The 16,934-nt window shown below is 61.6% G+C and carries 11 protein-coding genes; 2 read left to right on the top strand and 9 right to left on the bottom strand.

Going from position 1 to position 16,934, the window contains the following annotated elements; genetic code table 11:
* Positions 1–547: 547 nt before the first annotated feature.
* From ACG2LG_RS08875 to ACG2LG_RS08840, 8 genes are all read right to left on the bottom strand, one after another.
* Complete coding sequence (locus ACG2LG_RS08875) at positions 548–1,750, bottom strand: ISL3 family transposase (protein WP_396258236.1); 1,203 nt, start codon at positions 1,748–1,750, stop codon at positions 548–550.
* 46 nt (positions 1,751–1,796) lie between these two features.
* The gene (locus ACG2LG_RS08870; protein ID WP_396258235.1) at positions 1,797–2,510 is read right to left on the bottom strand and encodes a sugar phosphate isomerase/epimerase family protein; all 714 of its coding nucleotides are present in this window, start codon (positions 2,508–2,510) and stop codon (positions 1,797–1,799) included.
* Positions 2,507–3,796, bottom strand: coding sequence for a Gfo/Idh/MocA family protein (locus tag ACG2LG_RS08865; RefSeq protein WP_396258233.1), 1,290 nt, complete (start codon positions 3,794–3,796; stop codon positions 2,507–2,509). Before ACG2LG_RS08865 ends, ACG2LG_RS08870 begins: the two co-directional genes overlap by 4 nt.
* A 94-nt stretch (positions 3,797–3,890) precedes the next feature.
* The gene (locus tag ACG2LG_RS08860) at positions 3,891–6,767 is read right to left on the bottom strand and encodes a sugar-binding domain-containing protein (protein WP_396258231.1); all 2,877 of its coding nucleotides are present in this window, start codon (positions 6,765–6,767) and stop codon (positions 3,891–3,893) included.
* 140 nt (positions 6,768–6,907) lie between these two features.
* The gene (locus ACG2LG_RS08855; protein WP_396258229.1) at positions 6,908–9,751 is read right to left on the bottom strand and encodes a sulfatase-like hydrolase/transferase; all 2,844 of its coding nucleotides are present in this window, start codon (positions 9,749–9,751) and stop codon (positions 6,908–6,910) included.
* 212 nt (positions 9,752–9,963) lie between these two features.
* On the bottom strand, positions 9,964–10,707 hold the full coding sequence (locus ACG2LG_RS08850; RefSeq protein WP_396258227.1) for a PEP-CTERM sorting domain-containing protein: 744 nt from the start codon (positions 10,705–10,707) through the stop codon (positions 9,964–9,966).
* Between the two features lie 130 nt (positions 10,708–10,837).
* A complete protein-coding gene (locus ACG2LG_RS08845) occupies positions 10,838–12,316 on the bottom strand; it encodes a hypothetical protein (protein WP_396258225.1) in 1,479 nt (492 codons plus the stop codon).
* Positions 12,313–12,894 carry a sigma-70 family RNA polymerase sigma factor gene (locus tag ACG2LG_RS08840; protein WP_396258223.1) on the bottom strand — a complete coding sequence of 194 codons (582 nt, stop codon included), beginning with the start codon at positions 12,892–12,894 and terminating at the stop codon, positions 12,313–12,315. Before ACG2LG_RS08840 ends, ACG2LG_RS08845 begins: the two co-directional genes overlap by 4 nt.
* A gap of 425 nt (positions 12,895–13,319) precedes the next feature.
* Between ACG2LG_RS08840 and ACG2LG_RS08835 the strand changes: the two genes are divergently transcribed.
* Complete coding sequence (locus ACG2LG_RS08835) at positions 13,320–14,540, top strand: sulfatase (RefSeq protein ID WP_396258221.1); 1,221 nt, start codon at positions 13,320–13,322, stop codon at positions 14,538–14,540.
* Between the two features lie 85 nt (positions 14,541–14,625).
* On the opposite strand, the gene ACG2LG_RS08830 is transcribed toward ACG2LG_RS08835, so the two are convergent.
* Complete coding sequence (locus tag ACG2LG_RS08830) at positions 14,626–15,936, bottom strand: Gfo/Idh/MocA family protein (RefSeq protein ID WP_396258219.1); 1,311 nt, start codon at positions 15,934–15,936, stop codon at positions 14,626–14,628.
* A gap of 128 nt (positions 15,937–16,064) precedes the next feature.
* Here ACG2LG_RS08830 and ACG2LG_RS08825 point away from each other — a divergent pair, with 128 nt between their 5' ends.
* On the top strand, positions 16,065–16,850 hold the full coding sequence (locus tag ACG2LG_RS08825) for a sugar phosphate isomerase/epimerase family protein (protein WP_396258218.1): 786 nt from the start codon (positions 16,065–16,067) through the stop codon (positions 16,848–16,850).
* Positions 16,851–16,934 lie beyond the last annotated feature (84 nt).

Genomic DNA, 16,934 nt, shown 5'->3' with positions numbered 1-16,934 from the left:
TCGCGGAGGGATAAGGGTCGTATAGTATTGGGAATAGGTTCCGATCAGCGGAAACGTTACACGATTTCTCCCGGGAACCCGGCGGGGTGCGGGAGCATGGGATGCTCGGCGGGAAAACCCGGAGATTCCGAGGGTTCAGCGCCGCTGCGGCAACGCACCGGGACTTGCTTCCCGGTGGAGGCGGACGCGGTCGAAGCCGGATTGAAACCGGATCTCATCGCGCTCAGTACGGGGTGGGATTTAGGACGCTTACCCCGGACAGAAAAAGGACACGACAGAAGAAGCGGCGATCGTTAAAGGCACTGACTTGAGCGAAGGCAGCAGAGGCATCCTGCCGCTGAGGACCTGGAACCGGCGGCTGGAGGCACGCTTCTACTATGGATTCAGCGGCCGTTCCCTGCCAGATCCAACTTTACGGGGACTGGTGGTTTTCCAGCAATGCTTTCCATGCTGTTATGGATCGCTTCAGGTTGGCGCGCTTGTCACCCTTGACATTATGGCACTGCAGGGTGACGGGGCCGCCGTATCCGATTTTTCGGGCGCTCCGTCAGATTTGCTTGAGTGATTGAGCGCGCATTTTGAGGAAGAGATGCTTGAGATTGGTCATGCCGCAGGCTCGGTGGATCAGGCGTGCAATCTGGTTGTTGAAGGCTTCGATGCGGCCGGAGGTGACGCGGTGCTTGAAGTAGGCGGTGACCTCCTTGAGGTCGCGCATGACCCCTCTGGCGAAGCGGATCATTGGCTCGATGCCGGATGCCAGCACCGCATCATGCCACCGCCGCATTCGCGCGCGGGCGGAGCGGACGCTCGGCGAATGGGTGTAGATTGCACGGAAGTCTTCCTTGAGGATGTAGGCCATCGAGAGCTTCTCGTTGAGCCGCGTGATTTCGAGCAACCGGTCGCGGCCGGATTCGTCGAGGTTCTCGCGGTTCATCATGAGCAGGTAGCGCGAGCCCTTGATGACCTTCTTGCCTTCGGCCTTCGCGCTGCGCCACTCGCTGCGGCGCACCTCGTCGATGGCCGAGTTCAGATTCGCCATGATGTGGAAGCGATCATGGACGATCTCCGCCTTGGGCAACTGCTCGGCAAGCACGGAGCGATAGGCCCCGTTGCGGTCGATGCACACCGCGCGGATCGAGTCCTTCTGCTCCCGGGTAAGGGTGGCGAGGAAGCTCTCCAGGCTTTCCTTCTTCTTGCCCTCGGCCATATGGAGCAGCTCGCCGGTCCGGCCGTTGAGCACGACCGTCACGTAACCGTGGCCCTTGCGGACGGACTTCTCATCGACCAGCAGCACTTCGAGCCCGTCGAGGTCGGGCTCGGGCAGGTCGGCCTCCAGGACGTCGGTCTCGTAGCGACGCACCGTGGATGCGCCGATCTCGAACATCGACGCGACGTCGCTGGCCGGACAGACCGAGGCCCACGCCGCCACCAACCGCATCAAGCGCCACGTCGCATTGCGGGTCGGGTGGACCTCAGGCGGCCGCGGTGTGCTCAGCTCCCCGCATCTCGGACAGCGTCCCTGGACCGCAGGCAGCGTGACCCAGACGGCGGTCTTGTCCGCCACAGGAAGATCAAAGACGCAGATCTCGCCCTCGCGGACCTCGTCGAGGACCACTTCGCACCCGGGGCAGCGAGGTTTGCAGCGGCGGTCCCGACGCATCTTGACTTGCACGCCAATCATTTCGACGAGAATCTTGTCCACGACGCATCCGGTGAATTCATACAAGGCTTTGAGGTTGAGCGATTTCACACTCCCAGCCCACAGCCATTCCCGGGTGCGTCACCTCTTCAGTGCGTCAGCAAATCTGGTGGAGAGCCATTTTTCGAAGGGCGTCCAAAAGTCTTTTCTGGGGAAAGGTTCCTTCGTCCAGTGGCCGGATTAGTGTTGTCCAGTCTTCGCCATCAGTGTCCGCGCCGTTGGTGCTGACTGAAAACAGTCGTGGGGATGCTCTTTCCAGAATGCCTTCCAAATCCTTCTCATCTTCATTGATGAGAAAATGGCACAGGTTGAACATCACTCCAAGGTTGGGGTGGTCTACCTTATCGGCCAGATCGATTGCCTGCGGCATGGTTGCAACGGTGAATCCACGATGGGGATACAGTGCGACACGGACGTTCATCTTTTCCGCGGATTCCGCTGTCTGTCGGATGGATTCGATGAGTTCGGGTGTGATCTGTTCTCTTACGGTCAACTCGATCATCCCTCCGTCTCCGAGTGCCCGGTAACTATCGGGATCAATCGGAGTCTCTTCGGCGGTGAGGTAAACGCTCAATACTTTCAAGCCATTCCTTCGATACGCCTCAACACGCTTCGCAAGCTCCGGGCCTTCCTCGCCAACTTGGCTTATCCCGTCATAACCCAGTTCCTTGAGGAGGAGGGCTTCCTTCTTGTAGCCGAGGGCAGGCACGCCGTTTCTAAATGCATGGAACTCCGGTTGGTGGCTTTCATCCGCGTGTGCGACCAGGCATGCCAGCAAAGACAGGCATATTTTCAGGCAATGGCTTTTCATACGTTTTCCCAGTTTCTTGATGAACGCTTGTAGATGAGACTCTTTGTGAATTCGGCTTGGTTGCCTACGAATGCCTCATGGTCCGGATCCCATTGAACGGATGTGTCGAGACCTATGGCAAGATGACCGAGATGAAGCGCCGTCGCAAGGCGATGCCCGGCTTCAACATGATAAGCCCCCGGTTTGCGCGTTTTCATGCTGTCCAGGAAATCACGGTGTTCAATGGGTGGCAGTGGCCAGAGATTCTTGAACTCTTTGATGCGTAGAATATTCTTGGAGCTGGCCGACCAGGTTCCGTTCCAGCCTTCGCACCGCACCCAACCATCGGTGCCGACAAACTTGATATCAATTCCTCCGTCTTTTACGAACATCTCAACATGGTTCGAATAGCGGTAGTTCAAATTGTAGTCCCCCGGTGTGTTCGAGAGGAATTTTTTCGGATTGGGTATGACGCCACTGCCGGAAACTTCCACCGGACCGCTCGCATCCATGCCTGCACCCACTTGGGCCGTGTCGATCAGATGTGAGCCCCAATCGGTCAGTGAACCGCCCGAGTAGTCCGTAATCGTGCGCCAGACATTCGGCTGAGTCAGCGTGGGGGTATAGGGACGGAATGGAGCAGGCCCCAGCCACAGATTCCAGTCAAGGTCATCGGGAACCGGAGCAGGCGAGTCTTTCAAATGGGGTTTCAGTGTGGGAAGTGAGACGTGGATGGCCTCGAGCTTGCCAATCGCCCCGTCACGCACCCAGCCCGCAAGCCGGTGATATTTGATCAGCGAACGATCCTCGATGCCCCATTGGAACACGGCTTCACGCCTGGCAACTTCCTGGGCCAATTCCCGCCCTTCAGTGATCGTCAGACTCGGCTTCTCGCAAAATACATCCTTGCCGGCTTTCAGGGCGGCCATCGACATCGGTATATGCCAATGATCCGGCGTGGAAATCACCACGGCGTCGATATCCTTTCGGGCAATGAGTTCACGAAAATCCTGATAGACCGAACAGTCGCGGTTCTTGTAGTGCTCATCGACTTTCTTCTTGGCGTTCACCGCAGCAGACTTCCTTGCATCGCAGACCGCCAAGGCCACAGCGTCTTTCTGGTTGAGGAAGGTGCCCAGGTTTCGTCCAGTACCTTGACTCCCCATTCCAATAAAACCCAAGGCGATCTTTTTGGACGGCGCCGTATCCCCAAGGACAGATGAAGGGACAATCGATGGAAATGCCAGTAGCGTGCCTGCGCCACACGCGTTTTTGAGTAGTTTGCGACGTGTGAGTTTCTTTTCCATGTTGAGGCGAGGTAAAGACCAAACAGCCAGCCAAAATGCCAGGATGTCCGGTTGCTTCCAATCATTTACGGATGACAGGTAACAATCACTGCACTCAGGGCACCAGCAGCTTATCGAGCAGGTCTGCGGGAATCTCGTGGCCGGGTTTGAACTCTTCACTGCCGACGTATTGCAGCAGGCTGTGAAGCATCTGGCGCACCTCGGGCTGATCCAGATGGCCCTGCAGATCGGCGGCACAGACGAACAGGCGGCCCTTGCCCACCTTGGTCTCGAACATCAGGCCCAGCTTGTGCAGCCGGCCGATGCTGTCGATGGCTTGCACCAAAGGACGGTAATCCCCGGCGGTTTCGTCGAGGATGATGAAGCGCGACTTGCTGATGATGTACCACCACTGCCAGTTGGTGTGGAACCCGGTGGGGAAATGGCGCAAGGCCGGATGCTCCGGGTCACACAGCATGCCGATGGTCACCGGCGGATCCTCCAGACCGCGCTTGCGCGCGCCCATCATGAACATCGGCGACCAGAAACCGGCCTTGAAGGCGGAGGGCACGCTGTGGGGAAGGGTCTCCGGATCGGGCAGCAGCAGCACCGCACCGCCCTTGGCAAGGTGGGCCTGGGTCCCGGCATCCGCGTAGCTTTTGGCCACCAGGACCCCCTCGGGAACACGGGTGTCGACCGTGGGTGGATAGACCCACAGGGGGTAATTGTTCCTCGACTCGGTGCCCTTGATCTGGAGCCAGAGCGTCAGCTTTTGCGCGGGGCCCTCGGCGGGAACCTTGGCACAGAACAGGTCGATCTCGGTGAGTTCACCCTGGGGCAGTGTCACCGGATCGAAGGCACCTCCGTCGATCTCCTTGCCGGCCTGATCCACCAGCGACCAAGTGACCACCGCGTCCTCCATGTCCTCAGGCCCGTAATGCGAGACCTGCACCCGTCCGCGGATGGGCTCATCCCGGGTCCAGGTATACTGTTTCACCCGCAACAGCGGCACGGTCGGGTTGCAGTAACGGCGGCGCTCTTCCGGGGTGATGATGCCCTTCGAGTCCATGAAGAGGTCGAGCATGCCGACCAGCGCGGTGCCCTGACCGGCGAAGTCCTGTATGTCGAGCAACTGGTAGCCGCCGAGATCGGGGGTGCGCAGCGCGGACTCGATGTCCTCGCGCTTGCAGATCGCAGCCAGAGCACCCGAGGCCCGCTGGAAGTCCCTGGCCTGATCGCCCATGCCGGTCGCCTCGAGCCGTTCCTTGAACAACTCGTAGTTCCAGCCGCGGGTGACTCCGGTGAACTTGGGAATCTCGCTGAAGTCGGGGAACACCTCGTAGACCCCGTTCTCATGGGAAATCATCGGAGCGGGCACCCCGCTGATGGTGTCCGAGTAGCAGACCATGGTGGAGGGCGGCTGATGGTCGATGTGTCCCTTGTAATTCGTGTAGTGGTAGTAGGCACCGCGCAGCGGCAGCGGGTTGCCGCGATCGTCGGTGATGGCCTTGGCGACCCAGAAGTCGTCGCCCTCGGCAAAACTCGGATTCCAGTGCATGTTGTTGGAACCCTGGGCGTAAAGCTTGTCCGGGGCGATGGAGCGGAAGTGGCGCACCAGTTCGAACATGCCCTCGTTGCGGCCCAGTTCGTTGCCGAGGGTGAACATGGTGAAGGAGGGGCTGTTGCCGAAATATTGCAGGATCAACTCGCCTTCCCGCTTGCCGTAATCGTAGAGCGAGACCTTGGCATCCGAGTCGTTGACGGCCAGGTAGTCGATGTTGTACTCGGCGGCATCCGCATTGTCCGGAGCCTTGAAGGCGCTGCGCTTGTTGGGCAGTTCGGGCTGGAGATAAAAACCCAGTTCGTCGGCCGCCTCGAAGGAGGCCATCGGCGGACACCAGGTGTGATAGCGCACGTGGTTGATGCCCCAGTCCTTGAGAATGCCGTAAATCCTGAGCCAGGACTGCATGTCCATCGGGGCGTAGCCGGTGAGCGGGTAAAGGCAGCAGTCGATGCGGCCGCGCAGGAACACCTTCTTGCCGTTCATCAGCAGCAGGTTGCGGTCGCGGGTGAACTCGCGCATGCCGAAGCGCACGGTCTTGCTCTCCACGCTCGCGCCGCGCTTGATCTCAAGTTCGAGTTCCATCAGCGCCGGATTGAACTCGTCCCACAGTGGCATCGTCTTCTCCGGTGTGTAGGTGGAGGTCCATTCGCGACCGTCTTTGTCGACCTTCACCGGGCCGCTCAGTTCATCAAAGGTCTCGGGCTGGTCGACGTTGACACTGCGGCCGCGCACCCGGATTTCCACCTCCGCATCGGCCCCGGTCTGGTTGCCGATCATCACCCTGAGATTGGCCCGGTTGGTTTCGATGTCCGGCAGCACCTTTACCGACTCGATCCACACCCGGTCGGTGGCCCGCAGCTCCATCCGCCCCACCACCCCGTTCCAGTTGGTCTGGGTGCGCTCGTCCACCGCGTGCGAGGGACCGACCGGCGGCATGATGGAGTTGTCGACCAGCAGGGTGATGGTGTTCTTCGCGCCGGGCCGGATGGCCTCGGTGAGCTGGTGGACATGCGGTGCGCTCAGGCTGTCGTCCCAGCCGCAGTAGACTCCGTTGACCCAGACCTGACAATTCTTGGTGCGCTCGAGAAAGAGGGTCACCCGCTTGCCTTCCCAGTCCCCGGGGACGTCCACTTCACGCTGATACCATGCGGCTCCGATCCATTTCCACGGCCGGGCCAGGCGGTCGTCGACGCGCTCGGTGTTGCGGAGGCCCTTCCGGTTTTCGTCCGTCGTGCCGGGCAGGTTCACCGAATCCTCGAGTGCCTTGCCATACCATTTCTGATCGACACCCACCTTGTCGGCATCCAATTGGAAGGACCATCGACCGGAGAGATCCATGGTCTGCGCACCATGACAGAGCACCGTGATGAGGGGGAGGATGAGAAGCAACGGCAGTTTCATGGCGGATGTCCGGGTGATCTGGTTCATGAACAGAACTTGGTCTTTCCTGTTCGTGAAGTCAGGCACAAGGCCGTGGTGGAGTGAGATCGCTTGGCTCTCGCGTCACTCAACTTTTCCATCACGAAGCGCCCACAACCCGGGGGTTGGCTCGGTTTCATGAGGTCGATTCAGGGGGCGGAAGCAACGGTGCCCTTGAGGCGCCCGAAGAGCCTGACTGTCGCGGACTCGGTGGCGTCGGTGATGGTCGCCACGATGTCGATCAGGGCATCGCCTTCGCCATTCGTGCCTCCATCGGTCGCCACGAAACTGACGCTGCCGGAGGCGGTGGGCTCCACAATCGGGTTGGGATCCCCAACCGCGCCGGGTACCGGCACACTGAGCCACGGGGCGACCAGGTCGCCGTCATACTCGAGATTGAGCAGCGACGCCCCGCGGGCGGCCGCGGCCAGGCAGGAGAAGGTCATGACCAGGTCTCCGCCCGCCTCACCGAGCGTCGGAAGCAGGCCCGTCGCGTCGGTCGCCGGGGTGTCCGCACCGAGGAGGAAGGCCACGCCGTCCGGCACCCCGTCTCCATTGGCGTCGCCTTCGAAGGTCTCGCCACCGGTCGCCCACGCATCGAAGCCGACAGCAGGAGCCAAGTCGAAAGTGATGCCTCCAAGAAGGGTGGTCCGGCCAACGCCCGTCAAGCCCCACACCTGCACCTCATCTCCGGCAGTGATGCCGCTGAGATCAAAGGAGTGCCAATCCGGGCTATCGTTCCTGGTCAACGAACTGACCGTGGCCAGGACGGTCGTGCCGTCCGATGCCCGGAGGTCGAAACCGCTGGCCGGATCGCCGGTAATATTGTCGTTCATCAGGGTCATGACCAAGTCGGATGGCACGCCGGAACCAAAGGTGACCGTGGCAATCAGAGAATCTACAGCGGTGATATTTCCTGAACTCGTCCCGCTGACGATCGCCGCAGGGCTCCCATCCACCGGATTGTCGATCGAAGCATAGCCGAATTGGGCCTGGGTCAACCCGCTCGTGACGCCGAGGTAACCCGGCAGAGAGAACAAAGGACCATTGGCACCATTTACCCCGGTGGTGTTCTCTCCGGCCGCGCCGAAAAGGTAATACCCTTCCGTACCGAGAATGTCATCGCCGTCGGGGTCGTAGGTCTTGTCGACACTCGAGGTCCGCCACCCGGTCATGTCGGCTTGCGTTCCAAGATAGCTGGCGGTGGTTTCGGCGAAGTCATCGGAGGAAATGGCGAAAACCTCGCGGACGGGCTCCTGGCCGTCGATGGTCACCCGCATGGTCGCGGCGCTCCCGATTCCGTCGGCGGCATCGGTCAAGGTCACCGTCTGCCATTCAGACCAATTCGAGGTGTTGAAGTTGAGCGTCGCCCCCCCAGCCACGGTCAGTGTCGTGTCTCCCGAGAAGCGAGTGGTCCGCACGGTGACGGTGGTGCCGGGGTCGTGGGACAACCGGACCGTGAAGTCCCCGGTTTGCCCTTCGCCGAAGTTCACCGTATCCGTGCTCAGCAGAACTTCGTAGCTGGTGTAGGTGCCCGCGGGCTCGTTTTCGGACGAAATCGAGTTTTGCACGGCGGTGAGCTGCGACTGCAGGTCGGACAATTGGGACGCATAAGCGGGATTTCCGGACAGATCGGTTGTTTCCTGGATGTCGGTGGCCAGGTTATAGAGGGCACCGTTTCTCAGTTTCCAGTCGCCGCTCAGGATCGTGGCGGGTATCGCGCCGACATTTTCATCGATGGCGTAGTTTCGGGAGAGGCTCGTCGCCTGCCCGGAGAGGATGGGCCACAGGTCCACTCCATCGATCGTGCGATCCTGGGGGGGCGTGCCGCCCGCCAGCCCGACCAGGGTAGGCAGCATGTCAGTCAGGCCGGCGAGTTGACCGGTCACCACCCCGGCCCCGATCTGCGCGGGCCAGCGCATCAGGAAGGGCACGCGCACCCCGCCCTCCAGGCTGGATTGCTTGAAGTCCCGCAGCGGGTAGGCGCTCCCCATGGCATTCTCTTCCAGGTCCAGCCCAAGCCCATTCAGATTCCAGGGGCCGTTGTCCGAGGTGAAAATCACCAGTGTGTTCTGCGCGATGTCGAGGCTGTCCAAGAGGTCGAGTATGCGCCCCGTGCTATGATCGACCTCCTTGATCACATCGTAGTAGTAGCCAAAGCCGCTCGTGTCCTGGAATTTCGGCCATGTCGTCCCATCGGCATTCGTGAACTCACGGTCGGAAGGCACCGTGGGGCGGTGTGTCATCGAATGGGCGAGCATCAGGAAGAAGGGTTTGTTCCCCGCGGCTTTTCGGCCGATGAAGTCAAGCGCCCGCTCGGTGTATTTCCAGGTGAGTTGGGCCTGTTCCGTCGAGGCGGAGACATCGTTATCAAGGATGGTTTCTCCCTCAATCAATTGGAGCGAGGGCATGTCGTTGCTGTAGGGCAAGCCGTAGAATTCCTCAAAGCCATGGCGGGTGGGCATCATCTGGAACGCGAGTGTCTGGGTCGGATTGTAGCCGAGATGCCACTTGCCGACCAAGCCGGTCGTGTAGCCCTGCTCGCGCAGAAGTTCCGGAAGTGTCACCTCGGTGGTATTCAACCCGGTGTTGCTGGTGGGCCAGAAGGCGGCTCTTGTACCATCACTTGGAATGTTGATCCGGGTCCGGTAGCGGCCGGTCATCAGGCAGCCACGCGCGGCGGAACAACTCGGATTGGCATGGAAGGAGGTGAAGCGGATTCCCTCGGTGGCGAGTGAATCGATCCGGGGCGTCAGCAGGCGCGCCAGGTTCGGTTCGGGCATGTTGGTGCCCACGGTCTGAGCGGAGGCGGGCCCGGCGTCCGGGTAGTAATCCGTCGTGCTCGGATAGGTCTGTATGCCCAGGTCATTGTAGCCGACGTCATCCATGAAAATGATGATGATGTTGGGCTTGTCCGGTGGCGGCGGGTCGATGGCCGACAACGCGGGACAGAGGCAAGCGGCTGAGAGGAGGATGAGTCGGGGCAATTTCATGCAAAAGGCAAATTCCTATCAGTCGATGGATCAAAGGCTTCCACAAGTTCCTCAAAACTGAGTTGCTGTTGCCAGGAAATCGCCTTTTCAGGAGCCGGCGGAAAGAACCCTGCGGGCCGGGGTTGGAGGGGGGTGGGCGGAAAGGCCCCACAGACGGCCGCCTTTGCTTGCAGGCTGTCGATGGGACCTCGATTTGGAAATGACGTCCCGGATTAGCTGCGCCTTCTGCGAACCAGAAGACCAAGCATGCTCAGCCCCACCAAGCCAACGGATGACGGTTCGGGAACCACGTCGAAGGTGATGCCCCCAAGAAGGGTGGTACGGATCGTATTGCCAGGGTTGGTCAAGCCCCACACTTGCACCGAATCTCCGGCAGTGATACCGCTGAGATCGAAGGAGTGCCAATCCGGGACATCGGTCTGGGTGAATGAATTGACCGTGGCCAGGACGGTCGTGCCGTCAGACGCCCGGAGGTCGAAACCAAAGGTCGGAGCACCGGTTAAATTGTCGTTCATCAGGGTGATGACCAAGTCGGATGGCACGCCTGAAGTAAAGGTGATCGTGGCAATCAGAGAATCTACAGCGGTGACAGCTCCTGAAGTCGTCCCGCTGACGATATCCGCAGGAGTCCCATCCACCGGATTGTCGATTAACGCATAGCCGAATTGGGCCTGGGTCAACCCACTCGTGACGCCGAGGTAGCTCGGCAGAGAGAACAAGCCACCATTGGCAGCATTTACCCCAGTGGTGTTCTCTCCGGCCGCGCCGAAGAGGTAATACCCGTCCGTGCCGAGGATGTTATCGCCGTCGGGGTCGTAGGTCTTGGCGACACTCGAGGTCCGCCAATCGGTCATGTTGGCCTGCGTGCCGAGGTAGGAGGCAGTCACTGCGGCCTGCGCGGGGACGGCCAGCGCAGCGAGCGCCAGCAGCGTCTGTGTCGGTTTGTTCATTTTCATTTTGGCTGTGATCGACTGGGGGAACCGTTTTGACGGCAACCATTGGGGAAGGCTCCGGACAGCGGGAACGTTACAGATTTTTTCGCAGGAATCCGGCGACGGCACCGGAAAACCCGTAGATTCAGGGCGTTCAGCGCCGCTCCTGCGAGGCACCGGGACTCGCTTCGCGGTGGAGGCGGACGTTGTCGAAGAAGCCATGCTGCTTCTCTCCGTCGCGCGATGAGCCGAGCCCGACGAGGAGGATGCCGATCTTTCCGGGTCGCTGAAGATCCGCTTCCCGGACCGTGTGCACGAAGGACACATCGCGGAAGCTGCCGTTACCGGAGAGGTCCCCCGTGGCCGGATTGACCGCGATCCGGCCCGAGTTCGCGACCGTATCCTCCATGGTCGGGACGCCCCGGGGCGAGAAGTCCCCGTCGGTCAAACCAAAGAACGTCTGATCATTCCATCGGAGTTCACGCAAACCCAGCGCGATCGTGAGGGTCAACTTGTCGCCGACTTCCAGGCTGGACCACGGAGTGCCGGTCACGTTCAGGACGCTTGCACCGGACATCAGCGACAAGGTCTGGGAATTCCGGCCCTTTGCCGGGGGATACGGGTGCAGCTCGGACTCATCAAGCCCGCCCCAACCGACATGGACCTGTGTTGGCTTGCCACTCTGGGCGATCCAGCCCGTCAGTTGCCCCCCCAAGTCGCCCCGATCCCCTTTACGGAAGTCGCCTCCCGGATCGGGGTTTCGGTCCATTTCGAAGCTGGGATTGACCACGAAAATCCGCTGTGGAAGACGGGTTACGAAATCTCCGCGCCGGACCGGGATCTTGTCCAGACCGCCCCCGGCCGCGACCTTGTGGGCTTCGCCCGCCCTGAGAACCGTCCGCGTGCCGTCATCGCCGCTGCCTGCCATCGTCACCGCCACCGAGCCCTTGATGGCGTGAATCTCGTGGGAACCCTTGGCCGGAGCCACGACGCCGAATTCCGTCCCGAGATCCACGACCGAGAACCGGGCGGTCTGGACGGTGAAGCCCACGCCCGCGGGCGGCACCTCGGACCACAGGCTTCCCTCGCGCAGCCGGACATGATTCTCCGCGAGGACCTCCAGGTGCGCCGGTGCCTCGATCACGCAGCGAATTCCGGATTCGAAGGTCGCCTCCAAGGTGCCGTGATCGAGATCAAGCTGCGAGCCGACCTGGAGGACCCTGCCTTTCGCCTCCACATCCTCGCCCGTGTGACTCAGGGTAAAGCTGGAGTCGGGCCCGACTTGGAAATCCGCCACGGGTGCCGGTGCGCGCGGGACCATTGTCACCCACAGAACCAGCCCGGAAATCAGCAGCACGGCCGCCGCCGCCAGCAGCGAGCCCTTGACCATCCGGCGCCGCTGCCGGGCGAGCAGCCGCTCGATGGGAATGACCGGCACGTGCTCGATGCCGGACCTGCCAGCCGCCTCTTCCTGCAGGGCGATGTGCAGAAGAGCGAGATTCCGGTAGAGCTCACGCGCGTCCCGACACTCCCGCAGCTCGGCGTCGAGGCGCGTCACCCCGCTTTCGTCCAGGGTTCCATCCAGCAAGGCGAGGATGCGGAACTGCAGATCCTCCAGGGACTCCGGGTTCATGCGGGGCGTTCGTTCAGGGTTCGTTCGATGCACTCCCGGAGGCTGATCCGGATGCGCATCAGCGCCACGCGCAGGGCGGATGCCTTGCGCCCCGTCCGCTGGGCGAGGGACTCCAGCGAATGACCGGGCCGGTAGCGGGCGTCGATCAGGTCCCGCTGGTCTTGCGTGAGCTTCGATTTGCAGCCTTCGAGGGCCCTCAGAAAGGCATCGTGACTCTCGTCGGTCGGCACTTCCTCGGCGAGCAGGTCCAGCAGGTGGGAGGAGAGCACCAGCCGCTTGTTGCGCTTGTCGCGCTTCTGCTGGGTGAGCACCTGGTAGCGGGCGATGGAGAATGCCCAGGCCAGGAAATTCGAACCGGGACGGTAGCGGCCCCGGCTGCCCCAGAGCGTGAGGTTGGTTTCCTGGAGGACGTCACTGACGTCGGGGCTGCCCGGCATCAGCGAAGCGATGAAGGCGTGAATCCTGGTTTGGGAAGCCGTCAGTTGCTGGACGAACTCCTGCAACTGCTGGCCATCGTCCCGGGTCGTTCCGGGGTCTGGATCTTTACTTCCCACCTGCTTGGAAAGGTCTCGGATCACCAAACGTTACCGAAAACTCAACCACTTCTTCCCCAGATTCAATGGAGAAAAGGCCAAGCGAGCGTCCTCTGTGGTGGATAAGCAGCGGGTTGCCGCAAAGCGCCGGGGCGGGCTTCCGACCACCGTGGGGACAGGCACCAGCGACGGCAGAGTGGCTTGAACCGATCAGCAATTCGAACAAGAAGAGGCATGTCCTGGCGTCATGATGACGCGGGTCCGCAGCATGAACAAGACACGCTCATGATCTTGAGATCCATCAGGCTCGCCGTGATGGCGGCAAGTCTCATTCCCGGTATTCTCCGGTCCGAAACCCAACCGCCCAATGTCCTCCTTATCGGGGTCGACGATCTGAATGACTGGGTCGGCTCCTTGGCGGGCATCCGCAGACGTTCACGCCGAACATCGACCGCCTTGCCGCGCGGGGGATGCTTTTCAGCACCGCCCACTGCCAGGGAACGATGTGCAATCCGTCGCGGATCAGCCTGCTGTGGGGGCGCCGTCCCTCGTCCACAGGCTTCTACGACAATCACTACCCGGTCGAGAACGAGCCCGCCTTCCTCAAATCGCACACCAGCCTGCCGGCCTACTTTGCCGCGAATGGCTACAAGACCCTGACGGTCGGGAAGATCTTCCACAATGGAACGCTGGGGCAGTCGCAGGTGGATGGACCGCGGCCCGGCCAGTGGAGGAACGGGGCCGACCAGCCGATTCATCGGGATCGCCAGTGGCACCGTATCTGGGATTTCGGTCCGCAGGATTACGATGAGAGCAAGTTTGTCGATCACATCGTCGCGAGTTGGGCAGTCAAGGAGCTCGGCAAGGATCATGGGGCGCCCTTTTTTCTCGCGACCGGTTTCTACCGGCCGCACGTCCCGTTCTTCCCGCCAAAACGGATCTACGACGCCCTGCCCGACATTCAGCGTCCGCCGGTGGACCCGAACGATTGGGATGACATCCCGAATGCGGCGGACCTGCTCACCCGCCGCAATCCGAAGATTCCCACCCACGACTGGATGCTGCAGCAGGACCGGTGGGACCTGGCGGTCCGTGCCTACCTCGGCTGCATCCGGTGGACCGATGAACAGATCGGACGGCTTCTGGAGGCACTCGACGCCGGACCCCATGCGGACGACACGATCATCGTCCTGTTCTCCGACCACGGATACCACCTCGGGGAGAAGCAGCGGTGGTCGAAATTCTCGCTCTGGGAACGCACCACCCGCGTTCCGCTGATCATCAGTGTGCCGGATGGCTTGACCGGCACCTCCGGCAAGCCGGTCGAACTGCTGAGCATCTATCCCACCCTCGTCGATCTGTGCGGCCTGCCGCCAAATCCGCAGCTTGAGGGCGTCAGCCTGCGGCCGCTTCTCGAGAACCCGAACGCCGCCTGGCCCCACGTTGCCATTTCCACCCTCGGCCAAGGCAACCATGCGATCCGCGACGAACGCTGGCGATACATCCGCTATGCGGGCGGCGGCGAGGAACTCTACGACCACCGGAACGATCCCAACGAGTGGAAGAACCTCGCGGCGGGGAATCCCGAACCGGAGCACGCTGCCGTGATTGCCAGCCTCTCACGGCATCTCCCGGAGACGAATGTTCCGCAGCGTGGCAAGGCGGGACCGGCAGGCGTGGCTCCCGACTAGGGAATCTAGAGCGGGGGAATATGCGGTGGGTGTCAGTTCGTGGCAAGCGGACGGGGCGACGCACGGCGGGCTTGGAGGGATCTCTTCAATCGTGATGCCCTGCCTCCCAGTCGCGCGCCTCACGGCGGTAGATCGGGCTTTTGACGCTTTCGGTGTCGCCATCGGCAAAGGTTTCGGATTCCGGATTCCAACGGATCTTCCTGCCTGAGCGTGCGGCGAGGTGGCCGAGATGCAGGGTGGTGCAGAGCCGGTGGCCGGCTTCGACATGATAGGCGGGTTTGCCGCGCGATTTCATGGCGTCGAGAAAGTCGCGGTGTTCGATCGGGGGAAGTGGCCAGAAACGGGCGGACTCCGGGAAGGTGTCGTTGCGGAGGATGTCGCGATTGCTGGCCGACCATTCCCCGTTCCATCCCTTGCAGCGCACCCATCCGTCGCTGCCGACGAACCGGATGTCCACTTCGCCTTCGGCGACGGAGATCTCGACGCCGTTGGCATAGCGATAGCGGACTTTCGAGTTGTACGGCACGCTGCTTTCGGAGGTGGCGGGGTCGGGGATGTCGCAGGTGCCGGTGATTTCGATCGGGCCGCTGTGTTCCATGGCGGCACCGATTTGCGCGGTGTCGACCAGGTGGGAACCCCAGTCGGTGATGACGCCGCCGCTGTAGTCCCGGATCATCCGCCAGTGCTGCGGGTGGGTGCGATTCTTGGTGTATGGGTGGAACGGGGCCGGGCCGAGCCAGAGGTTCCAATCGAGATCCCGGGGCACCTGGGCGGGGGATTCTTTTGGGTAGGGGCGATTGTGGGGCAGGGTGACCTCGACGGTTTTCAGTGTGCCGATCATGCCGCTGCGGACCCAGCCTGCGAGGCGGTGGTATTTGATGAGCGAGCGGTCTTCGAGCCCCCATTGGAAGACGGCGTTGCGCTTGGCGACCTCATCGACCAGTTCGCGGCCCTCGGTGATGGTGAGGCTGGGCTTTTCGCAGAACACGTCCTTGCCCGCACGCAGCGCGGCCAGCGACATCGGGACGTGCCAGTGGTCGGGGGTGGAGATGACGATGGCGTCGATGTCAGTGCGGGCGATGACTTCGCGGAAGTCCTGATAGACGAGGCAGTTGGTGGATCTCGAGTGTTGATCGACGGTCTGTTTGGCCTTGGCGGCGGAGGATTTCCGCGCGTCGCATACGGCGATGACGCGGGCGTCGGGTTGGTTGAGGAAAGTTCCGAGATTGCGGGAGATGCCATGTGAACCCACACCGATGAACCCGAGGGTGATTTTGTTCGATGGAGCATCCTTGCCCAGCAGGCGCGACGGGATGATGAGGGGCGCGGTGGCCGCTGCCAGGCAGCCGAGGAGCTTGCGGCGGGTCGGGTCGGGTCGGGCGGCGGTGACGCTCATGGGCGGTGGAAACGAGCGGGTTTGGAAATGTCTTACAAGCCGGGGCCCGGCGGTGGATGACAGATCCAGGTTGCGGGCCGCGTAGCGGCAGCAAGATGCGTGCTCTGCTGATTTTCGTTTGTCTCGTGATGCCAATGCGTGGAGCGGAGGAGGCGCCGTTCGCGCCTGCCTTTTATCCGTTTCAAAACGGGGTGAAGTTCGGGTCGTTGGAAAAAGGGGTGCGTGCGGTGAAGAAGCTGGGCTACGCCGGGATCGGTTCGGTTTATCCGCGGGATGTGGCGGGTTTGCTGGCGGCATGCGAGGGCGAGGGGCTCAAGGTTTTCAGTGTCTACGTTGGCGGCAAGGTGAGTGCGGATGGATTCGAGTATGGCAGGGAAGTGGCCGAGGCGATCGACCATCTGAAGGGAACCGGCGCGTTGGTGGAACTCTACGTCCAGAGGGGGAGGAATCCGAATGACGAGCAGGCGGTCGCTTTTGTCCGGGAAATCGCCGGATTGGCGAAGGATGCGGGGTTGAAGGTGGTGCTTTATCCGCACGTCAATTTCCACATCGAGCGGGTGGATCACGCGGCGCGCATTGCCAAGGCGGCGGGAATGGAGAATGTGGGGGTGGCGTTCAACCTCTGCCACTTTCTGAAAGTCCAGAGCGGCGATGATCTCGCCGCGACACTCCGGGAGGCGAAACCCTGGCTTTGGAGTGTGAGCATCTGTGGCGCGGATGCGGATGGCAAGGATTGGGGTACGCTGATCCGCCCGCTGGACGAGGGCACGTTCGATCAAGCCGGGTTGTTGGGAATGCTGCGCGGGATGGATTACCGGGGAGCGGTGGGCCTCCAGTGCTTCAATATCAAGATCGATGCGAAGGAGAATCTTTCGCGGTCGATGGAGGCGTGGGAAAAACTGATAAGCCGTTAGCCCTCGCGATAATCGCGGGGAATCGGGATCGACGATCCGGAGACGGTGCCGGCAGGCAACTGGACCTGCGAGATACCCGGCGAG

This window comes from Haloferula sp. A504 (assembly GCF_044385805.1).
Classification (GTDB): domain Bacteria; phylum Verrucomicrobiota; class Verrucomicrobiia; order Verrucomicrobiales; family Akkermansiaceae; genus Haloferula.
The sequence above is the reverse complement of the archived record's forward strand: the minus strand, read 5'-3'. Positions and strand labels throughout refer to the sequence as shown.